Origin of the sequence: Enterobacter cloacae complex sp. P38RS (genome assembly GCF_014930775.1) — a bacterium.
In the GTDB taxonomy this organism is placed as follows: Bacteria; Pseudomonadota; Gammaproteobacteria; order Enterobacterales; family Enterobacteriaceae; genus Enterobacter; species Enterobacter bugandensis.
Genome location: NZ_JADBRS010000004.1, coordinates 233,135 through 257,303 on the forward strand (window position 1 = coordinate 233,135; position 24,169 = coordinate 257,303).

A 24,169-nucleotide genomic window follows, 5' to 3' on the forward strand; every position below is an offset into this window, starting at 1 on the left:
AATGGCTATGAGTGTCGCGCACCCTCCCGCCCCGCGCGGCCGCATAAGCCGCATTACGTCACTGTTCTGGCGTAAACCGTCGCTTGGACTGTTCCTGCTTCTGCTTGCACCGCTGATGTGGTTTGGCATTGTCTATTTAGGATCGCTGCTGACCCTTTTGTGGCAGGGTTTTTACACCTTTGACGATTTCACCATGGCGGTCACGCCGGATCTGACCCTGGCGAACATTCTGGCGCTCTTCAACCCGGCAAACTACGACATCATCCTGCGCACGTTAACGATGGCGATTGCGGTGACGATTGCCAGCGCAATTCTGGCGTTCCCGATGGCCTGGTACATGGCGCGATACACCCGCGGCAAGTGGAAAGCGTTTTTCTATATCGCCGTGATGCTGCCAATGTGGGCGAGCTACATCGTCAAAGCCTACGCCTGGACGCTGCTGCTGGCGAAGGACGGCGTGGCACAATGGTTCCTCAACCACCTGGGGCTGGAGCCGCTCCTGACCTCGATCCTTACGCTACCCGCGGTAGGCGGCAACACCTTATCCACCTCCGGGCTGGGGCGGTTTCTGGTCTTCGTCTATATCTGGCTGCCGTTTATGATCCTGCCCGTTCAGGCGGCGCTGGAACGTCTGCCGGCTTCGCTGCTGCAGGCCTCAGCCGATCTCGGCGCGCGCCCGCGCCAGACCTTCCGCTATGTCGTTCTGCCGCTGGCTATTCCGGGTATTGCCGCGGGCTCAATCTTCACCTTTTCCCTGACGCTGGGGGATTTCATCGTACCGCAGCTGGTCGGGCCGCCGGGGTTTTTCATCGGTAACATGGTCTACTCCCAGCAGGGGGCGATCGGCAATATGCCCATGGCCGCGGCGTTCACGCTGGTTCCCATCGTGCTGATTTCACTCTATCTGGCGTTCGTGAAGCGTCTGGGAGCATTCGATGCACTCTGAACGCGCACCGCTGTTCCTGAAAGTGGCAGCGTGGGGAGGCGTCATCTTCCTGCACTTCCCGCTGCTGATTATCGCAGTCTATGCCTTTAATACCGAAGATGCTGCCTACAGCTTTCCGCCTCAGGGGCTGACGCTGAAGTGGTTTACTGCGGCGGCGGGGCGCGGCGATATCATCGAATCGGTGACGTTGTCACTTCAGGTTGCCGCGCTATCCACCGCGATAGCCCTGGTACTTGGCACGCTTGCTGCAGCGGCGCTCTGGCGAAGCGAGTTTTTTGGCAAGAACGCGATCTCGCTATTGCTGCTGCTGCCGATTGCGTTGCCGGGGATCATCACCGGCCTAGCGCTGCTGACAGCGTTCAAAACAATCAACCTTGAGCCGGGGTTTTTCACCATCGTGGTTGGGCACGCCACGTTTTGTGTGGTGGTGGTCTTCAATAACGTGATTGCCCGTTTCAGACGCACTTCCTGGAGTCTGGTGGAAGCTTCGATGGATCTCGGGGCCGACGGATGGCAAACCTTCCGCTATGTGGTGCTGCCCAACCTGGGCTCCGCGCTGCTGGCCGGGGGAATGCTGGCGTTTGCCCTGTCGTTTGACGAAATTATCGTCACAACCTTTACGGCGGGACACGAACGCACGTTACCGCTGTGGTTGCTCAATCAGCTAGGCCGTCCGCGCGACGTGCCGGTCACCAACGTCGTTGCACTGCTGGTGATGCTGGTAACAACCATCCCCATTCTGGGAGCCTGGTGGCTAACCCGCGACGGCGAGAACATCGCCGGCGGCGGGAAATAACATTGATTTGAACAGGACAATGCTATGCAAACACATCTGCTGATAAAGGGTGAACTGGTTGCCGGAGAGGGAGAAAAACAGCCGGTCTATAACCCGGCCACCGGAGAGGTGCTGCTGGAGATTGCTGAAGCGTCAGCGGCACAGGTCGACGCAGCGGTTCAGGCCGCCGACCGTGCTTTTGAGGCGTGGGGACAAACGACGCCGAAAACGCGCGCCGAGTGCCTGCTGAAGCTCGCGGATGCGATTGAAGCGCATGGCGAAGAGTTTGCCCGGCTCGAATCCCTCAACTGCGGAAAGCCGCTGCACTGTGCGCTGGGCGATGAAATTCCGGCAGTGGTCGACGTTTTCCGTTTCTTCGCCGGGGCGGCCCGCTGCCTGAACGGGCTGGCCGCGGGTGAGTATCTTGACGGCCACACGTCGATGATCCGCCGCGACCCGGTGGGCGTGGTTGCCTCTATCGCGCCGTGGAACTACCCGCTGATGATGGCGGCATGGAAGCTGGCGCCTGCGCTGGCGGCCGGTAACTGTGTGGTCATCAAGCCGTCTGAAATCACGCCGCTAACGGCGTTAAAGCTGGCGGAGCTGGCGAAAGATATCTTCCCGGCTGGCGTTCTCAACGTGCTGTTTGGCCGCGGGAAAACGGTGGGCGACCCACTCACCGGACATGAAAAAGTGCGCATGGTGTCGCTGACCGGTTCGATTGCCACCGGGGAGCATATCATCGGGCACACGGCGTCCTCCATTAAGCGCACCCACATGGAGCTGGGCGGTAAAGCGCCGGTTATCGTGTTCGATGACGCCGACCTGGATGCGGTTGTAGAAGGCGTGCGGACGTTTGGTTTCTACAATGCCGGGCAGGACTGTACGGCGGCCTGCCGTATCTATGCCCAGAAGGGGATCTATGCCCAACTTGTGGAAAAGCTCGGTGCCGCGGTCGCCAGCCTCAAAATGGGTGCCCCGGAGGATGAGTCTACTGAACTCGGTCCGCTCAGCTCGGCTGCCCATCTTTCACGCGTCTGTCAGGCGGTTGACGAGGCGAAAGCCCTTGGCCATATCCGCGTGGTGACGGGCGGGAGCAAAAAAGAGGGGGCGGGCTACTACTTCCAGCCAACGTTGCTGGCCGGGGCGAAACAGGACGATGCCATCGTTCAGCGCGAAGTGTTTGGACCGGTGGTGAGCGTCACCGAATTCGACGATGAAGCGCAGGTCCTGGCCTGGGCGAACGATTCGCAATACGGCCTGGCGTCGTCGGTCTGGACGAAAGACGTGGGACGCGCCCATCGCCTGAGCGCACGCCTGCAGTACGGCTGCACCTGGGTGAATACCCACTTTATGCTGGTGAGCGAAATGCCGCACGGCGGCATGAAATTGTCTGGCTATGGAAAGGATATGTCGGTATACGGGCTTGAGGATTATACGGTTGTCCGGCATGTGATGATTAAACACTAGAAAATCATGCCCGGCGGTCTGCATCGCCGGGCGTTTGCTTTACCAGCCACACACCTCGTGCTCATTTTCCGTGTCGTAAGCGCGGACGGTATTCACCAGATCTTTTACCACGTCTGCGGCGACGTCGGGGATGAGCAACTCCATGGGGGCCTCTGTTTCATAATCCACCGAGACGCCGTTGCTGTTGTTGGTCACGGTCACTGTGTACGTTGCTTTACCCACGCGGTTACTCCTTATGTGTATTGACCACTTTGCCGATGCCAGCCCCCTGAAGCGTAACGTCAGGATCGGCAAAAAAGTCGATATTGAAATAGGTATCGTCGGTCAATAGCTCGATGCGGTGCCATTTCTCCGGCGGTGAGATGCCAAACGATCCGGCTTCAATCACCAGCTCCAGATCCGGTTCGGTCGCGTCAGCGTTCGGGAAACCGAAATAGCGCACCGCACCCTGCATCACCGACAAACGGCCATATACGCTGGCTTTCGTATTATGGTGGGTGAAAAGGGCTTTTGGCGCGGTGTCTTTGTTCCAGAATGGCGTGGAGCGGGTATGAACAAAATTCTCAGGGATACGTAGCATAAGGGTTACCTCGTAAATAAAAGCCGCTTAAAGCGACTTCAACACCTCTGGTTCGACGAAAAATTCAATATTGAACAGCGTGTCGTCGCTCATCACCTCGATGTGATGCCATTTCTCAGGGGGAAAAACACCGAAGTGGCCGGCCCTGATAATCAGTGTGCTGTCAGGCTCAGGGACATGTTCATCAGCATAACCCAGGTAGCGGATAGCACCCTGCATAACGGACAGGCGGGGATAAACGCCCGGACGGGTACCCGTGTCGAGATGACGCTGAAAGATCCCGGCGGGGGCGGTTTCTTTATTCCAGAAAGGGGTAGAGCGGGTATGAATACAGCTTTGCGGAATGCGTAGCATATTGCCTCCCATGTATGTCTGCCTTTATTAGACGCCTTTGCGGAAGAGAGAATTTATCAAAAAGTGCATTTAACTTGCATGTTATCAATAAAGATAATGGGTGGCTCCCCCTGTTTGTAATACAAAATACTCAGTTGTTATTAGCCTTAATATTTAAGTGGTTATTATGTAATGAAAAAACTTGATCTGTATCAACATTTGACGCATATTGCGTGCGGTTATTTTTTCGGCTCTGGTATACAGAATGACGTTGTATCAAAAGATGTTGGTTTTTTACGCAGTGATGGCTTCCATCTGTGCATTAATTACCTGGTTCCTTTCTAAAGACCGCAAGCGCATCCGCCTGCTTAGCGCGTTTCTGGTCGGGTCGACCTGGCCGATGAGTTTCCCCGTTGCGCTGCTGATTTCTCTTTTCTGAAGCATCCTTCCATTTTCGAAAGATGAACATAGCATTCCAGTTACGGTAGCTGTATAAATACACAGTGCATCGTAAAAGGAGTGCTTATGAACAGTTTTTACTCGCAGCATGCGGGTTGCACCGTGCGCTGGCATGATTTGCCCGGCTCAGGCGATCCCGTAGTCTTTATCCACGGATTGGGCTGCGCCTCTTCCTATGAATATCCTCGCGTCGTCCGAGACCCTCAGTTTGGCTGGCGCAGAGCTATTCTCATCGATTTACCCGGCAGCGGTTACAGCGATAAGCCTGAACATTACAGCTATAAAACGACTGAACAGGCGCGCGTCGTGGCGGAGTTGATTGACCATCTTCAGCTGGATGCCTTCTGGTTATACGGTCACAGCATGGGCGGCAGCATTGCTATAGAAACGGCGGGGCTGCTGGCACCGCGCGTGAAGGGACTGATGGTGTCGGAGCCCAATTTTCACGCCGGTGGGGGGATGTTTAGCCGCGCTATTGCGGCGCAAACCGAACACCAGTTTGTGGCGCAGGGCTATAATGCCATGCTCCGTAAAGAGACCACCGCCTGGGCCGGGTGCCTGCAAAGCAATGCACCCTATGCCGTCTGGCGCGGCGCATCAAGCCTGGTCGCCGGTGTTGAGCCGGACTGGGAAGCGCAATTTCTGTCGCTGCCTTGCCCGGTGACGTTGATTTTTGGTGAGCTCTCACTGCCGGATGACGATGTGGATAATCTGAAGCTGAAGGGCGTTGAGGTCAAAATCATCCCTGCGGCGGGGCACTCCATGTCGTGGGAAAACCCGTCGGCACTGGCGCAGGCGTTAGCGGAGTGTATGGCGGCGTGATTATCGTCGCGGAATACAGGCCGGGTAAGCGCAGCGCTACCCGGCAAGATAGGCCGCTACAGGATTAAAGCCCGCAGTGCCCGACGTGCGTCAGGCTGAACATCATGCGGGTGCTGATAATCAATGTTTTCGATTGCCCGGCTATAGAGGGCAACCAGCCAGTCGTAAACGTACGCGGTGGCCGCATGAACAGGCTGCTCCCCCAGACGCGTCAGGCGCGGTGCGGCACTGCTGACGACGGGCGTAACAAAGATTGCCTGACCTTTGCGAATGCGGCTTGCGGGGCGTTCTGCTGACGGGGTCTGGTCGTAACCCAGCCAGCCAACGAAATTCCCTATCACCGCATGCAGCTGCGCCGCGCTGCTTTTATCCGCGTCGACAATGCGCTGAAGCTGTTGCGGCAGATTAAGCCGGTAGCTGGTTACCACCAGCACATCCGCGATTTGCTGCAGCACCGCGGGCTCCAGACCAAGACGGGCGGCGGTAGCTTCATTGCGGCTCCACTGGCGCAGATGATTTATCCATACTCTGTGCGCCAGGCGCGCTTTGTCTTTTGTCTGGAATCGTCCTGCGCTTTCCTGGGCGTTATCGGCGAACAGATCGATGGTGTCCGTGAACAGCCCGTTCACCTGCTCCTCGCGCGGCTGCTGAACGGCGAGCAGCGTTTCAAAGGCTTTCAGCGGCGGCAGCAGGCCCTCAAGCAGCTCGCCGTGACGGGCGGCACTGCTTTGCAGCGTGCGCACCATGTTTTCGGCCTGAGCACGTCGCGTACCCGGTTCCTCAACCAGCGGCGCCAGATAGCTTTGCATCAGCGACGCGATCTCCTGCCGCAGCAGGTTTTTCAGCGTGCCGAGACGCTTCTGCCGCTGTGCCGGGAGCGTCGCCTGAGACAACCACTCAATGACGCGCTGCATGCTGTGGCTGTCCAGCGCCTGCAGAGTTCCCCAGCGCAGGCCTGGCTTGCCCAGCAGATGCTGTACGGCTTCATCGAGATTCTGTCGGGTAGTGAAACGAGCGTCATGCGGGGTGATCGCCCACACCAGCCCCGGCAGGGCAGACTCCTCGGCAGGCTGGGTCTCTTTAATCCAGTTAATTAACACTTTTGCTTTTTGGGCCGTCTGCTCGTGCCGCGCTGTCGCGTTGCAGATAACCAGCACATCCGGCTGGAGCTGCTGGCGGTAATGTTCAAACAGCCACTGGCATTTAGCCTGTACTAAAGGATCGGCACTGCCGTATTCAAAGACCGGAATATCAATGATATCAACGTTATCCAGCGCGCCATTCTCAACCGGCAAGACCAGCTCGCGGGTAAGGAAGGCAAGCACGTCGACCGGGATGCTGATGGCGTTGAGCATTTCACCGTTGTTCAGCGGATGAAGCAGCGTCTCCTGAGTTTCCTGCTGGGTTAAGGTACCGTGCGTCAGGAACCCTTCACCAGGCAGACCAAAGCTGTCCACCAGCAGGCTCAGCGGCGCAGCCAGCTCGCTCGCATGGCTGGTCTGATGCAGCACGTGGGCAAGCTTCAGCCACTGCTGGGTTAACTCCTGTTGCTCGCCCCACAGTAGCGACCAGACGCTGGCGCGGGTGCTGAGATCGAGCGATGGCACCAGCTGGGCAAACTCATGCCACAGGGCGTCATCAATTTGCTGTCTCGCGGCGGGTACCGTGCTTTGCCAGAAACGCGAAATCGCACCCACATCCTGCGCCGTGATGCCGGGCACGCTCTGCGGCTGGCGAAGGCCGCGCCATTTCTCCAGACGCGTCTCAATGACCGCCTTATCCACCGCGCGCATCTGCGGGTGCAGCGTCGTGCGGGCAATAAACAGCTGTACCAGTTCGGCCTCTGTGACCAGGCTCAGACGCAGCGGAAACGCCTCATCCGCTACCTCCGGGGTGTCTCGTGTGAAGCGCACGGCCATGTTGGTCAGGGCATGCCCTGGGTTAATATGCGAAAAATAGTCAAAGGTGCGCTGGCCCGGCATCACGTTCAGGCGCCCGTTACCGCTGCCGCACAGCGACAGCAGCAGGTGCGCTTTGGCGCTCTGAGAATGGCCGTAAAGCCCAATGCTGCTCCGGCGGGTCAGGGCGTGTTCAATGGCCTGCTCCCGCGCCTGCGCCGCGTTGATGCGAGCAAGCAGGGCATCAGCATCGTTATCCAGCACAGGGGCGGTCAGGCGCGTCTCATTAATCCACCCGATTAAGGCCTGAGTGGTGGTCGTGGTCGCTGTCATTTCAGGTATACGCTCCCGCTGTCGATCCAGTAGTGGCTACCGCTGTGTCGGCGATCGGCCAGGGTATTCAGTTTGAAGGTTAACGCGTCAGGCGCAACCGGCGTGCCGTCCTGAAGCCAGGCATCGCTGAGCTCGAAGGACTCAGGGCCCTCTAATTTGCTGCCGCCGCAGAGCTTAAGCCGCACGTTCAGCACGCCGTCGCCGGCAATCGCTTTTGCCAGTTCAGCCGAGTTGATGCTGAGCGTATAAAGCGGCGTGGCGGGCCAGCGCGCGTTCGCCAGCTGGCGGAAGCCGAGGGTAACGTTACCGCGCAGCGGGAAGTGCAGACGGGCGTCAAGCTTCGCGCCGGGTTTATCGAGATCGATATCCTGATACCAGACGTTTTCCTCGCGCAGGGTATTGACGGTGTTATCCAGCACGCCCAGATAGCGCACGGTGGAATAGGCGCCAATGTCCGCGGCCTTAAAGTTAAAGCGCGGCAGACGCAGATCGAGCGCCAGGCTGCAGAGCATGGCCCCCACCGCGGCGGTCGATTTCGGATTGCCTATGCGCCCCTGCTGGCTGAAGGGATACCACTCGTGAACCTGATATTTATCCAACCAGACGATGCGGTTGACCGGCACCGGCTGCAGATGCCGAATCAGCGCCTGAACGCCCGGCAGGCAGCCCGGGCGCCCGGTGATGAGCAGAATATCGCAGCTGTAATGGGAAATCGCTTCACACACCGCGTGAAGCGGCGAGGTCAGCGTAAACTGACCGGCCAGCATTGCATCCTGCATTTCGCGGAAGTTCACGTGCAGCGGCACGGCGAACAGGTCGAACGCCTCTGAGCCCGCCGGCAGGGCATGATCGATTGCCTGCTGAAGATAGTTCATCACGTTGCGGGTTGGTTTCTGCGCAAGGAGCTCGCCAAAGGTGGCATGCAGGCCCGCCAGCGGATCGTCAATGTCGCTGGCTTCCCACGCGGAAAGAATGGCGTGGCCAATCGGCATAAAGAGCTGAAGCGCCGTTTGCTGGCGCAGTACCGCCTGGGTATCAATACGCCCGGAGTCGCCGAACAGCGACGCCATCAGCAGTGAGGCGTCCGCAATGCCGGATTTCTGCAGCTGCGTTTGCAGGGCGGGCAGGACATAGCGCTGAATCACGTCCAGCAGGGTATCGTCGCCCGCCACCTTGAACCCTTCGCGGAACAGCAGTTGCGGGGTGATTTTGACGTTATTACCGGAGCCGTCATCAAGCTGGTAGTGGGTTATTGCCATATCCGTGGTGCCACCGCCGATGTCGATAGACGCGACGCGTAATGCGCGGCCCGGCTGCACGCCTGGCTCAGGTTCACGATCCGTGCGGGCGAGTGAGGCGAAAAAGGCTTCCGTCTGGCCGCCAAAACGGGAAATCGCTTCGTTATACAGCCACACCAGCTGACCGCAGCTGGCTTCATCCCACTCCATCTGGATCTCAGGGACCGGCACCACGCTTTTTTCCTGCTGCTTGCGGGTGGCAAAATCTTCATCCTGCGGGTGCCAGCCCATCGCTTTCCAGACGATGGCAATGGCTTCAAACATGCGGCGACGGAAAATCTCGCGCTCCTGCTTCGGCATGGCCGAGGGCAGGGTCAGGATCAGGGTGCGCAGCTGGCGCGGCGAGGCCGGGAAGCCCAGGCGCAGGCGGGTGGCGACGCTGTTGATCTGGCCCAGCGCCTGCGCCAGCAGCTCGCACAGCATGTGCGTCATCAGCGTGCTGCGGCTGTACTGCGGCGAAAAGACCGGCAGCCGCTCGTCCTGCGGCAGCGTAAACAGCGGCTCACCGTCATCGTTCATCAGGTTCATCAGCGGAAACGCCGTGGCGAGCGGTTCACGCTGGGTTTTGCCGTTCATCTGACTAAAGCGCCAGTCCTGCACGACAGGCGTTTCATCCCACAGGTAGCGGCGCGGGCTGGAAATGCCGCTGTTACCTTCGGTTCCCAGGCGCTGCATCGCCAGCTTGCGGGCTTCATCGCCTACGCGAACAATCGACGGCCAGACAAACGCATCTTCGCGACCGCTTTCCACCGAGAAGTGCTGTTTGCCAAAACGCGCTTCGGAGAATTCAAGACGGCTGGTAAAGAGAGGTTCGTTCAGGAACTGGGGCTCGCTTAACGAACGAACCTGCAGCTCGGCGGTCTGCCGAAGCCCGTCGTTTGCATCACCGTGGTCTTCAATAATGACGCCGCAGGTGTGGGTGTTGCCCACGTCGAGGATCAGATCGACCGGAATGGCAGGCGTGCTGAGCGTGTGGGTGACAAATTTCACTTCCGGAATGGTGAGCTGTTCACCGAGCATGGTCAGTACATTGAGCCAGTGGGCCTGATATTCAAAACTGCGCATCGCCTGATGCAGGTCGCGTTCAGAGCGGTTTTCAACGCCGTCGGCATACTGGGTAAATGCCTCGCGCAGCCAGCCGTCAATCCAGGTCTGGTCGAGGAAGCTTTCTACCTCACTATCGCGCCACGCCAGCGCAAAGCGGGTTCCATTCAGAATATCGTTTTCAACCGGCGACAGGGCTGAAGTGGCATGCTCCGCGATCTGGCTGTCGAGCGCGAGGGTGACGCGGTGCGAGTTGCCTGCCGTATCGGGCTTCTCGAGCTTGCGCACCTGAACGCGCGCCCAGTTATCCGGTCCTTCCACAAAGGTCCGCGGCGGGTTGAAGCGCAGGAAGGGCACGGGAAGCCAGACGCCGTCCAGCACGGCAAGGGACTGATGCAGCGGAATGGTGGTTTCCGGTTTAACCACTTCAGGCTGACCGCCGTTCGTCCCCGGCAGGGTATAGCGCCCGTTCACCAGGTCGAAATCGAGTCGCAAAAGGGGGCCGTTCGCGGTTTTACGTACGAAGCGCCCGTTGCTGGCGGTGTCCTGCGGCGTCAGGCCGAAATCCAGGAACTGCACGCCGCTGTTGGCAATAAGCGTGACGCTTTGTTTATAGTCGCAAAGATTTACCAGCATAGGATCAGGCACCTGCTTTCTTGAACGTCAGTGGGACGACGGTGTTGGCGTCATAGCGAGCGCGACATTCTGCGATATCGCTGGCCCCGGCTTTACAGGCGACTTCCGGCATCGGGTAGCGGGAACCGTCGGTGCAGCGGGCATTGCCGCGACTTTTAATCATCAGCTCGCCATTGCTGTGCAGCCCGGAGAAAATCTCCGCGCGGCAGACAATGTTGTCGCCGTGCACGACGCGGGCGAAACCTTTATTGTTCTGGATTTGATAGCGCATTGAGGGCGGCTTGCCGGTGACCGGATCTTTCACGTCGAGAACCGCGCGCCAGGTACCGTTCAGGAAGCGCGTCGACCCGGCTTTCACCTGACCGGCTTCCATCACCATGGCATCTTTCGGGATCGGAACAATTACCACCGGTGCGGCTTCAGGCGCAGGAGCGGGTTCTTTTTCTTTACTGGCGACGACCTCAGCCTGATGCAGGGGGAGATTCATAGCCAGCGGCTCTACCGCTTTGATCGGCTGCGGTGCAATAGCCACGGGCTCAGGAGCCGGTGCCGGAGCGGGCTCTGCCGAAGGGGCCTGTTTTGGCCACAGCAGCGGCGCGGCAACGGCTGCCACAATCACGGCGGCAACCGGCAGGGTCCACAGGGGAACGCGACGTTTTTTCGTGACGGCAACAGGCGCAGGTTCCTGAGCGGGTTGCGCAACAACCGGCGCGGGCTCCGGCTCATACAGTTCTTCCGGCGTAATACGCACGGCGGCGACGGGCGCAATCAGCGGCTCGTCTGCTTTTTCAAAGGTGATGGCCGGTTCGGGAGTGGGCTCTGGCTCGGGCTCTTCAATCACAACGGGGGCAGGCTCGGGGATCAACGCTTCACGCAGGCAGTCGAGGACATCGTCGCGCGCATTTTCGTTCAGGTTTACAAAACCCCAGAAGCAAATAATCGGCTTTCCTGCGACCAGGAAAACAAAATTCTCGCCGGGAAACTGAAACGCTTTCGACAGCAGCGAGCCGAAAAGCTGCTGCGCGGTTTTGGGCGACTGGAGGCATTTCTTGCTTAACGACTCAACGCTGGCAAGCGTGTTTTCCAGATAGCGCAGGGCGCGGTAGCGGTCGTCTTCACTGGCCGCCTTCCAGCTGGTGACGCTTCCCTCAACGGGGGAATACCAGTCCACGCGGTCGCCGCTGTCGTTGACCTGAGGAATAGCCAGACAGTCCACTATGGCCTGCTGTTTGCGCAATCGAAGCGCTTCCCGGATTTGTAACGCTGATTCAAAAACGGCCTGTCCGCCGCCGCCAACGGCCTGAAAATCATCCAGATTACCGCTGCGTAAAAGAGTTTTTGCCACGATTTGATCCCATATACTTCTTCACACCGTTACTTTAACGAAACGAGGAAGCAAACAAACGGAGGAAGAGACGCTAAAAGCGCCGATTTCTTGCGGCATAGATCGTGACGGTTGTGCTTGACGAATAACGTAACTTAAGGCAAATCACCTATTTTTGCACTGGAGGTAAAACCGGCAAAAAACGCGCCTTTAGAATAACCTGATAGTGTTTCGTTATTTGCCAGGTGATAAGGGCTGTGCTGTTATTACTGACCTATATAATAAATCTGTCAGGGTTATAACTATGTCTACAGGGAAAACGCTGCTCGCCCTTGCGCTGAGCGCTCTTTTACCAGCCGGTGCCGCATGGGCGGCAAACAACGACACCCTTATTTACTGCTCCGAGGCATCGCCAGAGTCGTTCAACCCGCAAATCGCCAGCTCCGGCCCGTCGTTCGTGGCCAGCTCTCAGGTTCTGTACAACCGCCTGATCAATTTCGACCCGGTGAAAAATACCCCGGTACCGTCACTGGCGGAATCCTGGACGATTTCACCGGACGGCAAGACCTATACCTTTACCCTGCGCAAAGGGGTGAAGTTCAACAGCAACAAATACTTCAAGCCGACGCGCGACTTTAACGCCGATGACGTTATTTTCTCGGTGATGCGTCAGAAAGACCCTAAACACCCGTACCATAATGTGTCCCAGGGCAACTACGAATACTTCAACGATGTCGGGCTCGATAAGCTGATTCAGGACGTTAAAAAGGTCGACGATTATCACGTCCAGTTCACCCTGAGTGAACCCAACGCCGCGTTCCTGGCCGACTGGGGAATGGATTTCGCGTCGATCCTCTCCGCCGAATACGCCGATGTGATGCTGAAAAAAGGCACGCCTGAGAACGTCGATACCTGGCCGATCGGTACCGGGCCCTATGTGCTCCAGCAGTACAAGGTGGACTCGCTGATCCGCTACGTCGCTAATCCGAACTACTGGGATGGCGAGGTGCCGACCAAACATCTTATCTTCTCCATCACGCCAAACGTGGAAACCCGCCTGGCGAAATTGCAGACCAACGAGTGTCAGATTATTCCTGCGCCGTCTCCGGTTCAGTTTGACGTGATTAAAAAGAACAAAGACCTGACGCTGCACTCTGTCGATGCGCTGAATGTTGGCTATCTGGCGTTTAATACCGAGAAAAAGCCGTTCGATAACGTGCTGGTGCGTCAGGCGCTAAACTACGCGACCGACAAGAAGGCTATCGTTAATGCGGTCTTTATGGGCTCCGGTACGGTGGCAAAATCGCCGATCCCGCCAAATATGCTGGGCTTTAATAAAGATCTGCAGGACTACAGCTACGATCCTGATAAAGCAAAAGCGCTGCTGAAGCAGGCCGGGCTGGAGAAGGGCGCGGAAGTCACGCTGTGGTCAATGCCGGTTCAGCGTCCGTATAACCCTAACTCGCGTCGTATCGCGGAGATGATCCAGAGCGACTGGGCGAAAGTCGGCGTGAAGGCCAAAATTGTCTCCTATGAGTGGGGCGAATACCTCTCCGGCATGCGTAAAGGCGAGCACGACTCCGCGCTGTTCGGCTGGATGTCCGATAACGGCGACCCGGACAACTTTGCCGATGTGCTGCTGGGCTGCAACAGCATTAAAACCGGGTCAAACGCCGCGCGCTGGTGCGATAAGGGTTATGATGCCCTGGTGCAAAAAGCGAAGCTGACCAGCGATCCGGCCGAGCGTGCGAAACTGTACGGCCAGGCGCAGGAGATTTTCTACCAGCAGGCACCGTGGATCGCGCTGGCAAACGGCAAAACGTTCTTTGCAACCCGCAGCAACGTGACCGGATACAGCGTGAGCCTGATGGGCAGCGATTTCTCTAAAGCGAAGCTGAACTAAGCATTTATTGCCGGGTGAGGCGTAAGCCACCACCCGGCAAAAACAAGGAGTGACAATGTCACATTTAAACGAAGTTACCGCCCGCGTGGATGCCGCCATCGAAGAGAGCGTCATCGCCCACATGAACGAACTGCTGATTGCATTGAGCGATGATGCCGATCTCAGCCGTGAAGACCGTTACGCCCAACAGCAGCGTCTGCGTACCGCGATTTCGCACCACGGTAAGCAGCACAAAGAGGAGATGGATGCGCGCCAGGAACAGCTGATCAAGGGCGGCACCATACTGTAATCAAAACTGGCGTCGCGCTACCAGCCAGGCCCCGACGACCAGCATCACCGCGCCGCATACCGGGCCGATCAGCGCGCGCAGGGGAATGCCATGGCTTCTCAGCATGTCAAGGACCAGCCCGCCAATCAGCTGGCTTGCGACCAGCACCGCGATGGTCGTTGCCGCGCCCACGTTCTGGTAGCCGCTGATGCTTGCAAACACAAAAAACGACCCCAGGAGCCCCGGGATCAGCGTCCACCAGCGCACCGTTGCGGCCAGCTCACTGAACCCGGCGAAGCCCTGCTTCAGCAGCAGAATGCTGACAAACAGCACAATGCCGACCAGGGAGTTCAGCAGCATTGCGATAAGAATGGTGGAGGAGGACTGGGTGATACGCACCATTAAGGTGTTTTGCACCACCAGACCGATCCCCGCCGCCACCAGGAACGCCAGCGTCAGCGACTGATTCATGGGATTGCGTCCGGGTCGCTGCGCTCGTCCAGCTGCAGCTGCATAAAGGTTAAGTCCAGCCAGCGGCCAAACTTGGTTCCCACCTGCGGCATCTGCCCCGTAGTCACAAAACCGAGCGTTTCGTGGAGGTGAATCGAGGCCTTATTTTGCGCTTCAATGCCGGCCACCATCACGTGTTTGCCGATGGCGCGGGCCTCATTGATCAGCGCTTTCATTAACGTGCGGCCAATGCCTTTACCCTGATGCTCCGGATGGATATATACCGAATGCTCAACCGTGTGACGAAAGCCGTCGAAGGCGCGCCAGTCGCCGAAAGAGGCGTACCCGGTAACCGCACCATTATCCTCAGCCACCAGAACCGGGTAACCCGCGAGCGTGCGGGCCTCGAACCAGGCGATTCGGTTATCGGTATCAACGGTTTTATCGTTCCAGATCGCGGCAGTATGCAGCACCGCATGGTTATAGATCTCTCCTATCGCAGCGCAGTCTTCTTTACAGGCGTGACGAACGATCATGATTAAACCTCTGTATGTTGTTTACTATAGTATTACGCTATAGATATGATATTACACAACTGTATCGTCAGAGCGCTACGTGAGAATGATTATGTGCCCCATTGAAACGGCGTTCATACGCTTTAGTATGACGTTATGAACACAATAACAGACACAATGAATCAGCGTATTAGCGCCAGAATTCGCCTCGAACGTGAATCACGCGGCTGGTCTCTTAGCGAGCTGGCCGAGCGGGCAGGCGTATCTCGCGCCATGATCCACAAGATAGAGCGCGGCGACAGCAGCCCGACGGCAACCTTGCTTGCCCGTCTGTCAGGCGCGTTTGGGATCAGCATGTCGACCCTGATTGCCAGAGCCGAGATGCAGGAGGGAAAACTTCTGCGCCTGGCGAACCAGCCCGTCTGGCGCGATCCGCAAACCCACTACCTTCGTCGCCACGTTTCTCCCCGTACCGATCTGCCTATCGACCTCGTTCAGATTGAACTGCCCGCGGGGAGCGACGTCCCGATGCCGGCGTCCTCCTACGCGCTCGCGCGGCAGCTGATCTGGCTGCAGTCCGGCGAGCTGGTATTCCAGGAGGGCGATACTCGCCACGAGATGAAGGCCGGAGACTGTCTGGAGCTGGGGCCGCCAAACGACTGCCGTTTTATCAACGAAACGAATGAAACCTGCATCTATCTTGTGGTCCGGCTTAACCAGTCTGCCTCGTAATGTTAAGGCGATAATGCCGATCGTGAGCCAGGCTGTAATGACATTTGTACCAGAAGGAGAATCCGATGAATCAATCTGTTTCGCAAAACCGCCGCTGGGTGCTGGCCTCTCGCCCACAGGGCGCGCCGGTGGCGGAGAATTTTCGTCTGGAAGAGCAGCCCGTTCCTGCTCCTCAGGCGGGGCAGCTGCTGCTTCGCACCGTCTGGCTGTCGCTGGACCCTTACATGCGGGGCCGCATGAGCGATGCGCCATCCTATTCTCCGCCGGTTGAGATTGGTGCGGTGATGGTAGGGGGAACGGTTAGCCGCGTTGAGCAGTCAAACCACCCCGACTTTAAAGCGGGTGAATGGGTGCTGAGCTACAGCGGCTGGCAGGAGTACGCGCTTTCGGACGGCAGCGGCCTGGTCAAGCTGGGCGATAATCCCACCCATCCCTCCTGGGCGCTGGGCATTCTTGGGATGCCGGGCTTTACCGCCTACATGGGGTTGCTGGATATCGGACAACCGAAAGCGGGTGAAACGCTGGTGGTCGCCGCCGCGACGGGCCCGGTTGGGGCGACCGTCGGGCAGATCGGTAAAATTAAAGGCTGCCGCGTGGTCGGGGTAGCCGGTGGGGCAGAAAAATGCCGCCACGCCGTTGAGGTTCTTGGATTTGACGTGTGTCTCGATCACCACGCGGCGGATTTCGCTGAGCAGCTGAAACGCGCCTGTCCGAAAGGCATTGATGTCTACTATGAAAACGTCGGAGGGAAAGTGTTTGACGCCGTGCTGCCGCTGCTGAATACCTCCGCGCGCGTGCCGGTGTGTGGCCTGGTGAGCGGCTACAATGCAACGGGGCTGCCTGACGGACCGGACCGTTTGCCGCTTCTGATGGGGACGATTCTGAAGAAACGCATCCGGATGCAGGGCTTTATCATTGCCCAGGACTACGGCCACCGCATTCATGAGTTTCAGGAAGAGATGGGGCGCTGGGTGCAGGAGGGCAAAATTCACTATCGTGAACAGGTGACGGACGGGCTGGAAAACGCGCCTGAAGCGCTGATTGGCCTGCTGGAAGGAAAAAACTTCGGTAAAGTCGTGATTCGCGTCGCGGGTGACAATAAATAAAAGGCACTATGGCGGGGTTTCCCGCCATATTTATTTGTGAAGATACGATATATTGTCTTTAATTAACGGACATGGCTTTTCGCGCCATCATCCCGGATGAGCCCGAAACCGATAAAAAAAACACATTTTGCATTTTTTGCTGTTTTACGTACTTCCCACCACCAGGCATGACGATACAGGATATATCGGACCAGCGTCGTTTTATTAAAACTGGCGTTTAAAAATAGCATTAAGTTTTAGCTACAGGAATTGAACATGCTTGATTTGGATCACTTAGAAAAAGCCCAAAGGATCAGTCTTACCATGCAAGTTGAACTCAGTTTGAAAGGAGCGTTAATTACAGGCTCCCTTAAACCGGGTGCACGACTGATTACGAAAGAGATCGCCGACAAATTAGGAACCAGCATTACCCCAGTGCGCGAGGCGCTGCTGCGTCTGGTGTCAGCAGGGGCATTACATGCCACGCCAGCACAGGCATTTCTGGTGCCGGAGGTGACGCTGGACCGTTATAACGAAATCAACGCTATTCGCAAGCAGCTTGAACCCATGGCGGTTGCCGCAGCCTGTCAGAATATGTCTGACCAAAAGATCGAGACGTTGCGCAAATTGTCGGAAGCGTTTCATGAGGCCATGCGCAACGGGAACGTTCAGCAGGCATTGCAGGCAAATCGCATCTTCCGCTTTACGCTTTATCAGTACGCGGAAATGCCCACGCTGAATGCATTAATTGAACAGCTTTGGGTGCGCATCGGGCCTTGCATTAACTATCTGCACCAGGAGCTTAATGACATTAAGGAAGCGACGTATCACTATGACGAACTGCTTTCAGCCCTGGAACGCCGGGATGTCGACGCCAGCCAGAAGGCGATTGAAAAATCGATTGATGAAGCGAATACGCTTTTACAGCGACAATATTTTAACTGAGAGATAATTTAACAGAGCGACTATATACCGCGTCTATTTATTTATCTGGTGAATAACTCCTGATGGCATTTTGCCATCAGGATCGTTATTTTCGGTATAAAATAAACTTTACTTATTTGTTACTCGAATCGATAAGACACCGACAGACCCACACCGTAGTTACGGCCAGGCGCTGGCTCGTAATAACGCCCGTTGGATTCGTTGACAATAACCGAGCCAACGTACTCTTTGTCGAACAGGTTATCTACGCGGCCAAAGACGTCCATCCCCCAGTTGCCGTAGTTGAATTTATACCCGGTATTCAGCCCGACCACCGTGTACGATGGCGCTTTCGCCGTGTTCTCGTCGTCGGCCATGATATCGCTCATGTAGCGCACGTCCGAGCCCGCGTACCAGCCTTCTTCAGGCTGCCAGCCAAACGACGCATAGCCCATATTGCGGGCAATGCCCGGCATACGGTTACCGTTACAGTCCGCGTCGCCGCAGACGTTGGTCCGGTAGGTGGCATCAAGGTAGGTCCACGCCATTTTCAGCTTCCAGTTCTCAGCAAACTGCTGATCGAGAGACACTTCGACTCCCTGACGGCGGGTCTTTCCGGCATTTTTATAGCTTGTGCGGCCACCAGAGCTGGCATCCACCACGATCTCGTCATCCGTATCGGTGCGGAACAGCGCTGCCGTCAGCAGGCCATTGCCAATGCGGGTTTTGCTGCCCACCTCATACGTGTTGTTCGTGGAAGGCTGCAGGCCGATATTCAGGCCGCCCTGGTTATCGGCGCGATACGAAAGCTCGTTGATGGTTGGCGTTTCGAACCCACGCCCTGCGGCAGCGTAGAGGTTCCACGCGTCCGTCACCGCATACTTCACGGAGCCCGCCGGGAGCCACTTGTGATAGCTCGCGTCACCGCTGTCGTCGCCGTTGCCCGGCGTAACGTAATGGTCGTTAGAATCAAACCAGACCGAGCTATAACGCACGCCCGCATCCACGGACAGTTTCTGCGTCAGCTGCCAGCTGGTCTGCAGGTAAGGGTCGACGTTCCACATCAGGTTACGTTCGTTCCGGCGTTTATCACCCTTCACGCCGTAATCCGGCACGCCGTTGTTCATCACGAAGTTCTCGTACCCGCGACGATCTTCACTCATATTTTCATAGTTCAGACCGGTGGTGAAGGTGACCGGCACCAGCAGCTCGCCGCGGTGTGTCCAGCGGGTATCAACCCCCTGATAATGACGCTGCATATCGATCACGCCGCCGGAGTGAGAAGGCCTCAGCTGCGGCTGGTAGGGAATCGACTGGTACTGGGTCATTTCACGCTCGCCGGCGTACATCATCACGCTGAGATCGTCCTGAGCGCTAAGCTGGCGGTCGTAGCGCAGCCCCGCCTGAGTCTGCTTGATGGTCTTGCGCGTGTTGTACTGATCGCCGCGCGGGGACTGACGCGGGTTATCCTGCCACTCCTGATAGCTCAGCCCGCCCGGATCGTTTGCTTTCATGTCCACGCTGTTAAAAATCAGCGTTAACTTGCTGGCATCGTCAATGCGTACGCCCAGTTTGGCATTAGCGAGATTCTTCCGCGCGCCGCTGTGGTCGCGGTAGCCTTTAGTGGTGAAGCGGGTGGTGGATACGGTGTAATCCACGTCCCCGGCATGGGTGCCATCGCCCATTGCGCCGGTGGCTTTCATGCCGTAGCGCCATGTCCCGTAACTGCCGTAATAGCTGCTTGCCTCGATGGTCGGCGGCTGCTGCCCGGTTTGCGTATTGATGTTAATCACGCCGCCAGAGGCGTTGCCATACAGGGCGGAGAAGGGACCGCGCAGCACCTCAACGCTGTCAATGCTGGAGAGATCGATGTTGGAGGTCTGGCCCTGTCCGTCCGGCATGGTGGCTGGAATACCGTCGACGTACATGCGAATGCCGCGCACGCCAAACGTTGAGCGGGCACCAAACCCGCGCATCGAAAGCTGGAGATCCTGAGCATAGTTCTGACGGTTCTGAATCTGTAGTCCCGGAACGCTGCCAAGCGATTCGGAGAGATTAATGCGCGGCGCGGCGTGGCGCATATCCTCGCCATTCACGACGCTGACCGCCGCCGGAGTATCAAGCTCTGATACGGTTTGCGGCGTGGCGCTGACGATCATGGTCTGTTCCTCTGCGCTCATCGCGCTTAGAGGCGCAAAAACAACGGGAACCAGCAGCAGCGGGAGAGATGCCTTACGGGCAGATATGATTTTCATGAGTAAAACCGGTTGTGATGTATAAACGAACCAAATGGAACATGTCCATACATGTTAAAGGTTTTGTAAATGTTTTGAAAACTATAACCGCACATTGCGTTAATGAAAGGCAATAGGGAAAAGAAAAACTCCACTTTTAACTTATTAATGATTACTATTCTCATTATCAAAACGGCAATGCCATGACGTTGCCAGCCGGAAGCGATGTCAGCAGTACCCCCAATTTTCAAAAAAGGAATTGTTATGTCTTTACGCCATCTGAGCTCGCCACGCCTGAGTACGTCTCTGCTGTCTGCCGCTTTACTGTTTGCCGGAACCTTCCAGGCGCATGCCGCCGAAGAGATGCTGCGTAAAGCGGTGGGTAAAGGTGCCTATGAAATGGCGGTCAGCCAGCAGGAGAACGCCCTGTGGGTTGCGACGTCGCAAAGCCGTAAACTCGACAAGGGTGGCGTTATCTATCGCCTCGATCCTGCTACGCTTGAGGTGACGCAGGCCATTCATAGCGATCTCAAACCGTTTGGCGCCACCCTCGACGGCGCGACGCAAACCCTGTGGCTGGGTAATACGATCAACGGCGCAGTGACGGCCATTGATGCGAAAACGGGCGACGTGAAAGGGCGACTGGTGCTTGATAGCCGCCAGCGCAGTGAAACCGTCAAGCCGCTGCAGCCGCGCCAGCTGGTGGCGGATGACGCGAGCAACACGATTTACATCACCGGAGTCGGCAAAGAGAGCGTGATTTGGGTCGTGGATGGCGCAAAGCTGAAGCTGAAAGAGACCATTGCCAACACCGGCACATACAGTACCGGTCTGGCGCTGGATGCAAAGGCGAAACGCCTGTACACCACCAATGCAGACGGTGAGCTGGTCACCATTGATACCGCCACCAACAAAATCCTGAGCCGCAAAAAAGTGCAGGACGACGGAAAAGAGCACTTCTATCTGAACCTGAGCCTGGACACCGCCGGTCAGCGCGCGTTCCTGACCGATTCAAAACAGCCGGAAGTGCTGGCGGTGAGCCTGAAAGACGGCAGCGTGATCGAGAAAATCGCCGCGCCTGAATCCCTGGCCGTTCTGTTTAATCCGGCTCGCAATGAAGCCTACGTGACGCACCGTGAGGCCGGCAAGGTGAGCGTGATTGACGCGAAGACCTACAAAGTGACGAAAACGTTCGATACGCCGGTCTACCCGAACAGCCTGGCGCTCTCTGCGGATGGCAAAACGCTTTACGTGACGGTGAAGCAGAAATCTACCCGCCAACAGGAAGCGACCCAGCCTGACGATGTGATTCGTATCGCGCTGTAATATAAAAAAAGGGAAGGCATATGCCTTCCCTTTTTAATACCTGTTTGATGCTTAACGCGAGGTCTCTTCCACCAGCGGCGCGTCGTGTTTTTCATCGTCAGGATGAACCGGCGCGGTGCTGTGAATTTCGTGAACGCGCTTACGCACGCCGAACCAGCCAGCGATCAGCAGCACGGCCAGCAGCGGGATGGTGGCGATGGTATAGGTGCCGTTCGGGTAGTCGAACGCCATCAGCACCAGCACGCTGAACAGGAAGAGCAGGGTGAGCCAGGAGGTCACCGGCGCGCCCGGCAGCTTAAAGCTGATATCTGCGGCTTTGCCTTCTTTAATGGCTTTACGCAGACGCATCTGGCAGACCACGATAAAGGCCCAGGAAGCGATAATGCCGAGTGCGGCCACGTTCAGAACGATCTCAAAGACCTGAGACGGCACCAGATAGTTCAGGAAAACGCCGAAGACATACACCACCAGCGTGGCAAGAATGCCTGCGTAAGGCACGTGCTGCTTGCTCATCTTCGACATGAACTTCGGCGCTGAACCGCCCATCGACATGGAGCGCAGGATACGCCCGGTAGAGTAAAGTCCGGAGTTCAGGCTGGAGAGCGCCGCCGTCAGCACCACGATGTTCATGATGCTGCCCACGTAAGGCACGCCGAGCTTCGAGAAGAAGGTGACGAACGGGCTCTGGCCGGCCTGATAGGCGTTCCACGGCAGCAGCAGAACCAGCAGCACCACGGAGCCGACGTAGAACAGACCGATACGCCAGATCACGCTGTTAATGGCTTTTGGCACCATCGTTTGTGGGTCTTTACATTCGCCCGCAGCGGTACCGACCAGCTCAATAGAGGCAAAGGCAAACACCACGCCCTGCACCAGAACCAGCGCAGGCAGCAGACCGTGCGGGAAGAAACCGCCGTTATCGGTTATCAGGTGGAAGCCGGTAGCATTGCCGTCCAGCGGCTTGCCGCTGCCGAGGAAGACGGTACCGACCACCAGGAAAATCACAATGGCGAGCACTTTGACCAGCGCAAACCAGAACTCCATCTCGGCGAACCACTTCACGCCGATCATGTTCATGGTGCCGACGATCGCCAGCGCGCCAAGGGCAAAGACCCACTGCGGCACATCACCGAACGCGCCCCAGTAGTGCATATACAGCGCAACGGCGGTGATATCGACGATACCGGTCATCGCCCAGTTGACGAAGTACATCCAGCCTGCCACGTAGGCGGCTTTTTCACCGAGGAATTCTCGGGCGTAAGAGACGAAGCTTCCGCTGGAAGGGCGATGCAGTACCAGTTCACCCAGCGCGCGAAGAATGAAGAAAGAGAAGATCCCGCACACCAGATAGACCAGGGCGAGAGCCGGGCCCGCCATCTGCAGACGCGCGCCAGCACCTAAAAACAGACCCGTTCCGATAGCGCCGCCGATGGCGATCATTTGAACCTGACGGTTGCCCATCGCTTTGTGGTAGCCCTCTTCGTGGGAGTTCAACCAGCGACGTTTCGCAGCGTGATGATCGGCTGCGCTTTTATTGCTTGTTTTCATTGAGTTACCTGTTTGCCTGTCTGAACCATTATCGTGATAGTCCTGCCTGGCAGAGCGCAATACAAACGATTGCTTCTGCGCAAACACATGCCGCCTTCCCAGTCATTCTGCGTATGGATAAGGCGAAACATGGCGAGGCATCCTACCTGCAATTGATAAGCGACGCAAAATATAACCGTGCCGAAAGTGATGCACGTCGAAGGAAATCGTGTGGTCAGAGCAGAGGGGGATCACAACACGCTGAATCGTGAAGAGTTTTTAGTCAAAACAATCGCGACGTTGTTTATTTAATCATCAGATTCCCTTAATTATTACCAGATGGTATAAATTTTTACTGCCGCAGGGCATCGAGAAGCAACCTGAACGCGGTTGTGTGCTGTCGACGGCTTGGATAATAGAGGTGATATCCTTCAAACGTGGGGCACCAGGACTCAAGGACCCTGACGAGCCGTCCGTACTGAAGGGCGTCCAGGACCGAGGACTCGGGCACGTAGGCTAATCCGAGGCCACTCTCCGCCGCGTCGATGCGCTGCGACAGATTACTCAGTGTAAGCTGTCCTTCAACCCGCACCCGAAGCTCGCGCCCGTCGCGCTCAAACTCCCAGTCATACACTGCCCCTCGGGTGGGCAGGCGGAGATTGATACAGCGGTGTTCACCCAGCTGCTCCGGCACGAGCGGCACGCCAAAACGAGCCAGGTAATCCGGGGAGCCGACGACCGCCATGCGCATGTCCGGCGCTATCCGCACCGCAATCATATCTTTTGCCACCTGTTCACCCAGGCGTACCCCCGCGTCGAAGCGGCCATCGACGATATCTGTCAGGCCGTTGTCGACCGTCACTTCGACGTTGATTTCAGGATACTGCAGCATAAAAGCCTTCAGTGCCGGCCAGAGCACGGCGTTCATCGCGTGCTCGCCGGCGACGATGCGGATAGCGCCTGCGGGTTTGTCGCGGGTGCTGCAAAGCGCCGTGAGTTCCTGTTCGATCTCCTGCAGATGCGGGCTGAGGCGCGAAAAGAGCTGCTCACCCGCGGGTGTCGGAACCACGCTGCGGGTTGTGCGGGTTAACAGGCGAACGTCTAATCGCGCTTCAAGCTTGCGCATCGCATGACTCAGTGCCGATTGCGAGACGCCCAGCTGCGCCGCTGCGCGCGTAAAGCTGCGCTCGCGGGCCACTACCATAAAGGAGAGCAGGTCGTTGAAATTATCTTTTAGCATTGCGGTTCTATTTATGAATTTGAGTCATGTGTTCTATCTCATTATGT

22 protein-coding genes are annotated in these 24,169 nt (G+C 57.2%); 11 read left to right on the forward strand and 11 right to left on the reverse strand.

Features of this window, described 5'->3' with window-relative positions:
- Nucleotide 1: 1 nt before the first annotated feature.
- The 3 genes from IM303_RS08555 to patD are packed head-to-tail and all read left to right on the forward strand — an operon-like array spanning nt 2 to nt 3,191.
- Nucleotides 2-946, forward strand: coding sequence for an ABC transporter permease (locus tag IM303_RS08555; protein ID WP_041909766.1), 945 nt, complete (start codon nt 2-4; stop codon nt 944-946).
- Nucleotides 936-1,742 (forward strand): ABC transporter permease, encoded by an 807-nt coding sequence (locus tag IM303_RS08560; RefSeq protein WP_041909768.1) that lies wholly within the window; start codon nt 936-938, stop codon nt 1,740-1,742. Before IM303_RS08555 ends, IM303_RS08560 begins: the two co-directional genes overlap by 11 nt.
- Nucleotides 1,743-1,766: 24 nt before the next feature.
- Nucleotides 1,767-3,191 carry an aminobutyraldehyde dehydrogenase gene (gene patD, locus IM303_RS08565; protein ID WP_048999931.1) on the forward strand — a complete coding sequence of 475 codons (1,425 nt, stop codon included), beginning with the start codon at nt 1,767-1,769 and terminating at the stop codon, nt 3,189-3,191.
- A gap of 39 nt (nt 3,192-3,230) precedes the next feature.
- On the opposite strand, the gene IM303_RS08570 is transcribed toward patD, so the two are convergent.
- The 3 genes from IM303_RS08570 to IM303_RS08580 are packed head-to-tail and all read right to left on the reverse strand — an operon-like array spanning nt 3,231 to nt 4,125.
- The gene (locus IM303_RS08570) at nt 3,231-3,413 is read right to left on the reverse strand and encodes a DUF1869 domain-containing protein (protein ID WP_003856955.1); all 183 of its coding nucleotides are present in this window, start codon (nt 3,411-3,413) and stop codon (nt 3,231-3,233) included.
- A 4-nt stretch (nt 3,414-3,417) separates the two neighbouring features.
- Nucleotides 3,418-3,771, reverse strand: a complete 354-nt coding sequence (locus IM303_RS08575; RefSeq protein ID WP_028013302.1) for a DUF1971 domain-containing protein — start codon at nt 3,769-3,771, stop codon at nt 3,418-3,420.
- 27 nt (nt 3,772-3,798) lie between these two features.
- Complete coding sequence (locus IM303_RS08580; protein ID WP_048999948.1) at nt 3,799-4,125, reverse strand: DUF1971 domain-containing protein; 327 nt, start codon at nt 4,123-4,125, stop codon at nt 3,799-3,801.
- Between the two features lie 244 nt (nt 4,126-4,369).
- On the opposite strand from IM303_RS08580, the gene IM303_RS08585 reads away from it, so the two are divergent.
- Nucleotides 4,370-4,543: a GhoT/OrtT family toxin gene (locus tag IM303_RS08585; protein ID WP_014883956.1), complete on the forward strand. Its 174-nt coding sequence runs from the start codon at nt 4,370-4,372 to the stop codon at nt 4,541-4,543.
- Nucleotides 4,544-4,629: 86 nt separating this feature from the next.
- On the forward strand, nt 4,630-5,385 hold the full coding sequence (locus IM303_RS08590) for an alpha/beta fold hydrolase (protein ID WP_048999928.1): 756 nt from the start codon (nt 4,630-4,632) through the stop codon (nt 5,383-5,385).
- A gap of 56 nt (nt 5,386-5,441) precedes the next feature.
- Here the strand turns inward: IM303_RS08590 and IM303_RS08595 are convergent, their stop codons facing one another.
- From IM303_RS08595 to IM303_RS08605, 3 genes are read right to left on the reverse strand one after another with little or no spacing between them, the layout of a single operon-like run.
- Nucleotides 5,442-7,616: a virulence factor SrfC family protein gene (locus IM303_RS08595; RefSeq protein ID WP_193052032.1), complete on the reverse strand. Its 2,175-nt coding sequence runs from the start codon at nt 7,614-7,616 to the stop codon at nt 5,442-5,444.
- Complete coding sequence (locus tag IM303_RS08600) at nt 7,613-10,594, reverse strand: virulence factor SrfB (RefSeq protein ID WP_193066957.1); 2,982 nt, start codon at nt 10,592-10,594, stop codon at nt 7,613-7,615. The genes IM303_RS08595 and IM303_RS08600 overlap by 4 nt, the downstream gene beginning before the upstream one ends.
- Nucleotides 10,595-10,598: 4 nt before the next feature.
- On the reverse strand, nt 10,599-11,939 hold the full coding sequence (locus IM303_RS08605) for an SrfA family protein (protein ID WP_048999922.1): 1,341 nt from the start codon (nt 11,937-11,939) through the stop codon (nt 10,599-10,601).
- A gap of 283 nt (nt 11,940-12,222) precedes the next feature.
- On the opposite strand from IM303_RS08605, the gene IM303_RS08610 reads away from it, so the two are divergent.
- Together IM303_RS08610 and IM303_RS08615 are read left to right on the forward strand one after the other, a co-directional pair.
- Nucleotides 12,223-13,821, forward strand: a complete 1,599-nt coding sequence (locus IM303_RS08610; protein WP_028013296.1) for an ABC transporter substrate-binding protein — start codon at nt 12,223-12,225, stop codon at nt 13,819-13,821.
- A 55-nt stretch (nt 13,822-13,876) separates the two neighbouring features.
- Complete coding sequence (locus tag IM303_RS08615) at nt 13,877-14,110, forward strand: YdcY family protein (protein ID WP_048999920.1); 234 nt, start codon at nt 13,877-13,879, stop codon at nt 14,108-14,110.
- On the opposite strand, the gene IM303_RS08620 is transcribed toward IM303_RS08615, so the two are convergent.
- Nucleotides 14,111-14,560, reverse strand: coding sequence for a DMT family transporter (locus tag IM303_RS08620; RefSeq protein ID WP_048956113.1), 450 nt, complete (start codon nt 14,558-14,560; stop codon nt 14,111-14,113).
- On the reverse strand, nt 14,557-15,075 hold the full coding sequence (locus IM303_RS08625; RefSeq protein ID WP_048999919.1) for a GNAT family N-acetyltransferase: 519 nt from the start codon (nt 15,073-15,075) through the stop codon (nt 14,557-14,559). The genes IM303_RS08620 and IM303_RS08625 overlap by 4 nt, the downstream gene beginning before the upstream one ends.
- A 135-nt stretch (nt 15,076-15,210) precedes the next feature.
- On the opposite strand from IM303_RS08625, the gene IM303_RS08630 reads away from it, so the two are divergent.
- From IM303_RS08630 to IM303_RS08640, 3 genes are all read left to right on the forward strand, one after another.
- Nucleotides 15,211-15,786: an XRE family transcriptional regulator gene (locus IM303_RS08630; protein WP_028013292.1), complete on the forward strand. Its 576-nt coding sequence runs from the start codon at nt 15,211-15,213 to the stop codon at nt 15,784-15,786.
- 65 nt (nt 15,787-15,851) lie between these two features.
- Entirely contained in the window at nt 15,852-16,892 is a 1,041-nt protein-coding gene (locus IM303_RS08635) for an NADP-dependent oxidoreductase (protein WP_028013291.1), read from the forward strand.
- Nucleotides 16,893-17,147: 255 nt separating this feature from the next.
- Nucleotides 17,148-17,816 (forward strand): GntR family transcriptional regulator, encoded by a 669-nt coding sequence (locus IM303_RS08640; RefSeq protein WP_028013290.1) that lies wholly within the window; start codon nt 17,148-17,150, stop codon nt 17,814-17,816.
- A 119-nt stretch (nt 17,817-17,935) separates the two neighbouring features.
- Here the strand turns inward: IM303_RS08640 and pqqU are convergent, their stop codons facing one another.
- Entirely contained in the window at nt 17,936-20,050 is a 2,115-nt protein-coding gene (gene pqqU, locus IM303_RS08645; RefSeq protein ID WP_041909791.1) for a TonB-dependent receptor PqqU, read from the reverse strand.
- Nucleotides 20,051-20,293: 243 nt separating this feature from the next.
- Between pqqU and IM303_RS08650 the strand changes: the two genes are divergently transcribed.
- Nucleotides 20,294-21,355: a YncE family protein gene (locus IM303_RS08650; RefSeq protein WP_192971134.1), complete on the forward strand. Its 1,062-nt coding sequence runs from the start codon at nt 20,294-20,296 to the stop codon at nt 21,353-21,355.
- 51 nt (nt 21,356-21,406) lie between these two features.
- Here the strand turns inward: IM303_RS08650 and ansP are convergent, their stop codons facing one another.
- Together ansP and IM303_RS08660 are read right to left on the reverse strand one after the other, a co-directional pair.
- Nucleotides 21,407-22,903 carry an L-asparagine permease gene (gene ansP, locus IM303_RS08655; RefSeq protein WP_028013287.1) on the reverse strand — a complete coding sequence of 499 codons (1,497 nt, stop codon included), beginning with the start codon at nt 22,901-22,903 and terminating at the stop codon, nt 21,407-21,409.
- Between the two features lie 331 nt (nt 22,904-23,234).
- Nucleotides 23,235-24,122 carry a LysR family transcriptional regulator gene (locus IM303_RS08660; protein WP_192971133.1) on the reverse strand — a complete coding sequence of 296 codons (888 nt, stop codon included), beginning with the start codon at nt 24,120-24,122 and terminating at the stop codon, nt 23,235-23,237.
- Between the last annotated feature and the right edge of the window lie 47 nt (nt 24,123-24,169).

What these genes read in the sequence shown, in the direction of transcription:
- IM303_RS08555 (WP_041909766.1), top strand. Translation starts at nt 2, where the DNA reads ATGGCTATGAGTGTCGCGCACCCTCCCGCCCCGCGCGGCCGCATAAGC.
- IM303_RS08560 (WP_041909768.1), top strand. Translation starts at nt 936, where the DNA reads ATGCACTCTGAACGCGCACCGCTGTTCCTGAAAGTGGCAGCGTGGGGA.
- patD (WP_048999931.1), top strand. Translation starts at nt 1,767, where the DNA reads ATGCAAACACATCTGCTGATAAAGGGTGAACTGGTTGCCGGAGAGGGA.
- IM303_RS08575 (WP_028013302.1), bottom strand. Translation starts at nt 3,771, where the DNA reads ATGCTACGTATCCCTGAGAATTTTGTTCATACCCGCTCCACGCCATTC.
- IM303_RS08580 (WP_048999948.1), bottom strand. Translation starts at nt 4,125, where the DNA reads ATGCTACGCATTCCGCAAAGCTGTATTCATACCCGCTCTACCCCTTTC.
- IM303_RS08585 (WP_014883956.1), top strand. Translation starts at nt 4,370, where the DNA reads ATGACGTTGTATCAAAAGATGTTGGTTTTTTACGCAGTGATGGCTTCC.
- IM303_RS08590 (WP_048999928.1), top strand. Translation starts at nt 4,630, where the DNA reads ATGAACAGTTTTTACTCGCAGCATGCGGGTTGCACCGTGCGCTGGCAT.
- IM303_RS08595 (WP_193052032.1), bottom strand. Translation starts at nt 7,616, where the DNA reads ATGACAGCGACCACGACCACCACTCAGGCCTTAATCGGGTGGATTAAT.
- IM303_RS08600 (WP_193066957.1), bottom strand. Translation starts at nt 10,594, where the DNA reads ATGCTGGTAAATCTTTGCGACTATAAACAAAGCGTCACGCTTATTGCC.
- IM303_RS08610 (WP_028013296.1), top strand. Translation starts at nt 12,223, where the DNA reads ATGTCTACAGGGAAAACGCTGCTCGCCCTTGCGCTGAGCGCTCTTTTA.
- IM303_RS08615 (WP_048999920.1), top strand. Translation starts at nt 13,877, where the DNA reads ATGTCACATTTAAACGAAGTTACCGCCCGCGTGGATGCCGCCATCGAA.
- IM303_RS08620 (WP_048956113.1), bottom strand. Translation starts at nt 14,560, where the DNA reads ATGAATCAGTCGCTGACGCTGGCGTTCCTGGTGGCGGCGGGGATCGGT.
- IM303_RS08625 (WP_048999919.1), bottom strand. Translation starts at nt 15,075, where the DNA reads ATGATCGTTCGTCACGCCTGTAAAGAAGACTGCGCTGCGATAGGAGAG.
- IM303_RS08630 (WP_028013292.1), top strand. Translation starts at nt 15,211, where the DNA reads ATGAACACAATAACAGACACAATGAATCAGCGTATTAGCGCCAGAATT.
- IM303_RS08635 (WP_028013291.1), top strand. Translation starts at nt 15,852, where the DNA reads ATGAATCAATCTGTTTCGCAAAACCGCCGCTGGGTGCTGGCCTCTCGC.
- IM303_RS08640 (WP_028013290.1), top strand. Translation starts at nt 17,148, where the DNA reads ATGCTTGATTTGGATCACTTAGAAAAAGCCCAAAGGATCAGTCTTACC.
- pqqU (WP_041909791.1), bottom strand. Translation starts at nt 20,050, where the DNA reads ATGAAAATCATATCTGCCCGTAAGGCATCTCTCCCGCTGCTGCTGGTT.
- IM303_RS08650 (WP_192971134.1), top strand. Translation starts at nt 20,294, where the DNA reads ATGTCTTTACGCCATCTGAGCTCGCCACGCCTGAGTACGTCTCTGCTG.
- ansP (WP_028013287.1), bottom strand. Translation starts at nt 22,903, where the DNA reads ATGAAAACAAGCAATAAAAGCGCAGCCGATCATCACGCTGCGAAACGT.
- IM303_RS08660 (WP_192971133.1), bottom strand. Translation starts at nt 24,122, where the DNA reads ATGCTAAAAGATAATTTCAACGACCTGCTCTCCTTTATGGTAGTGGCC.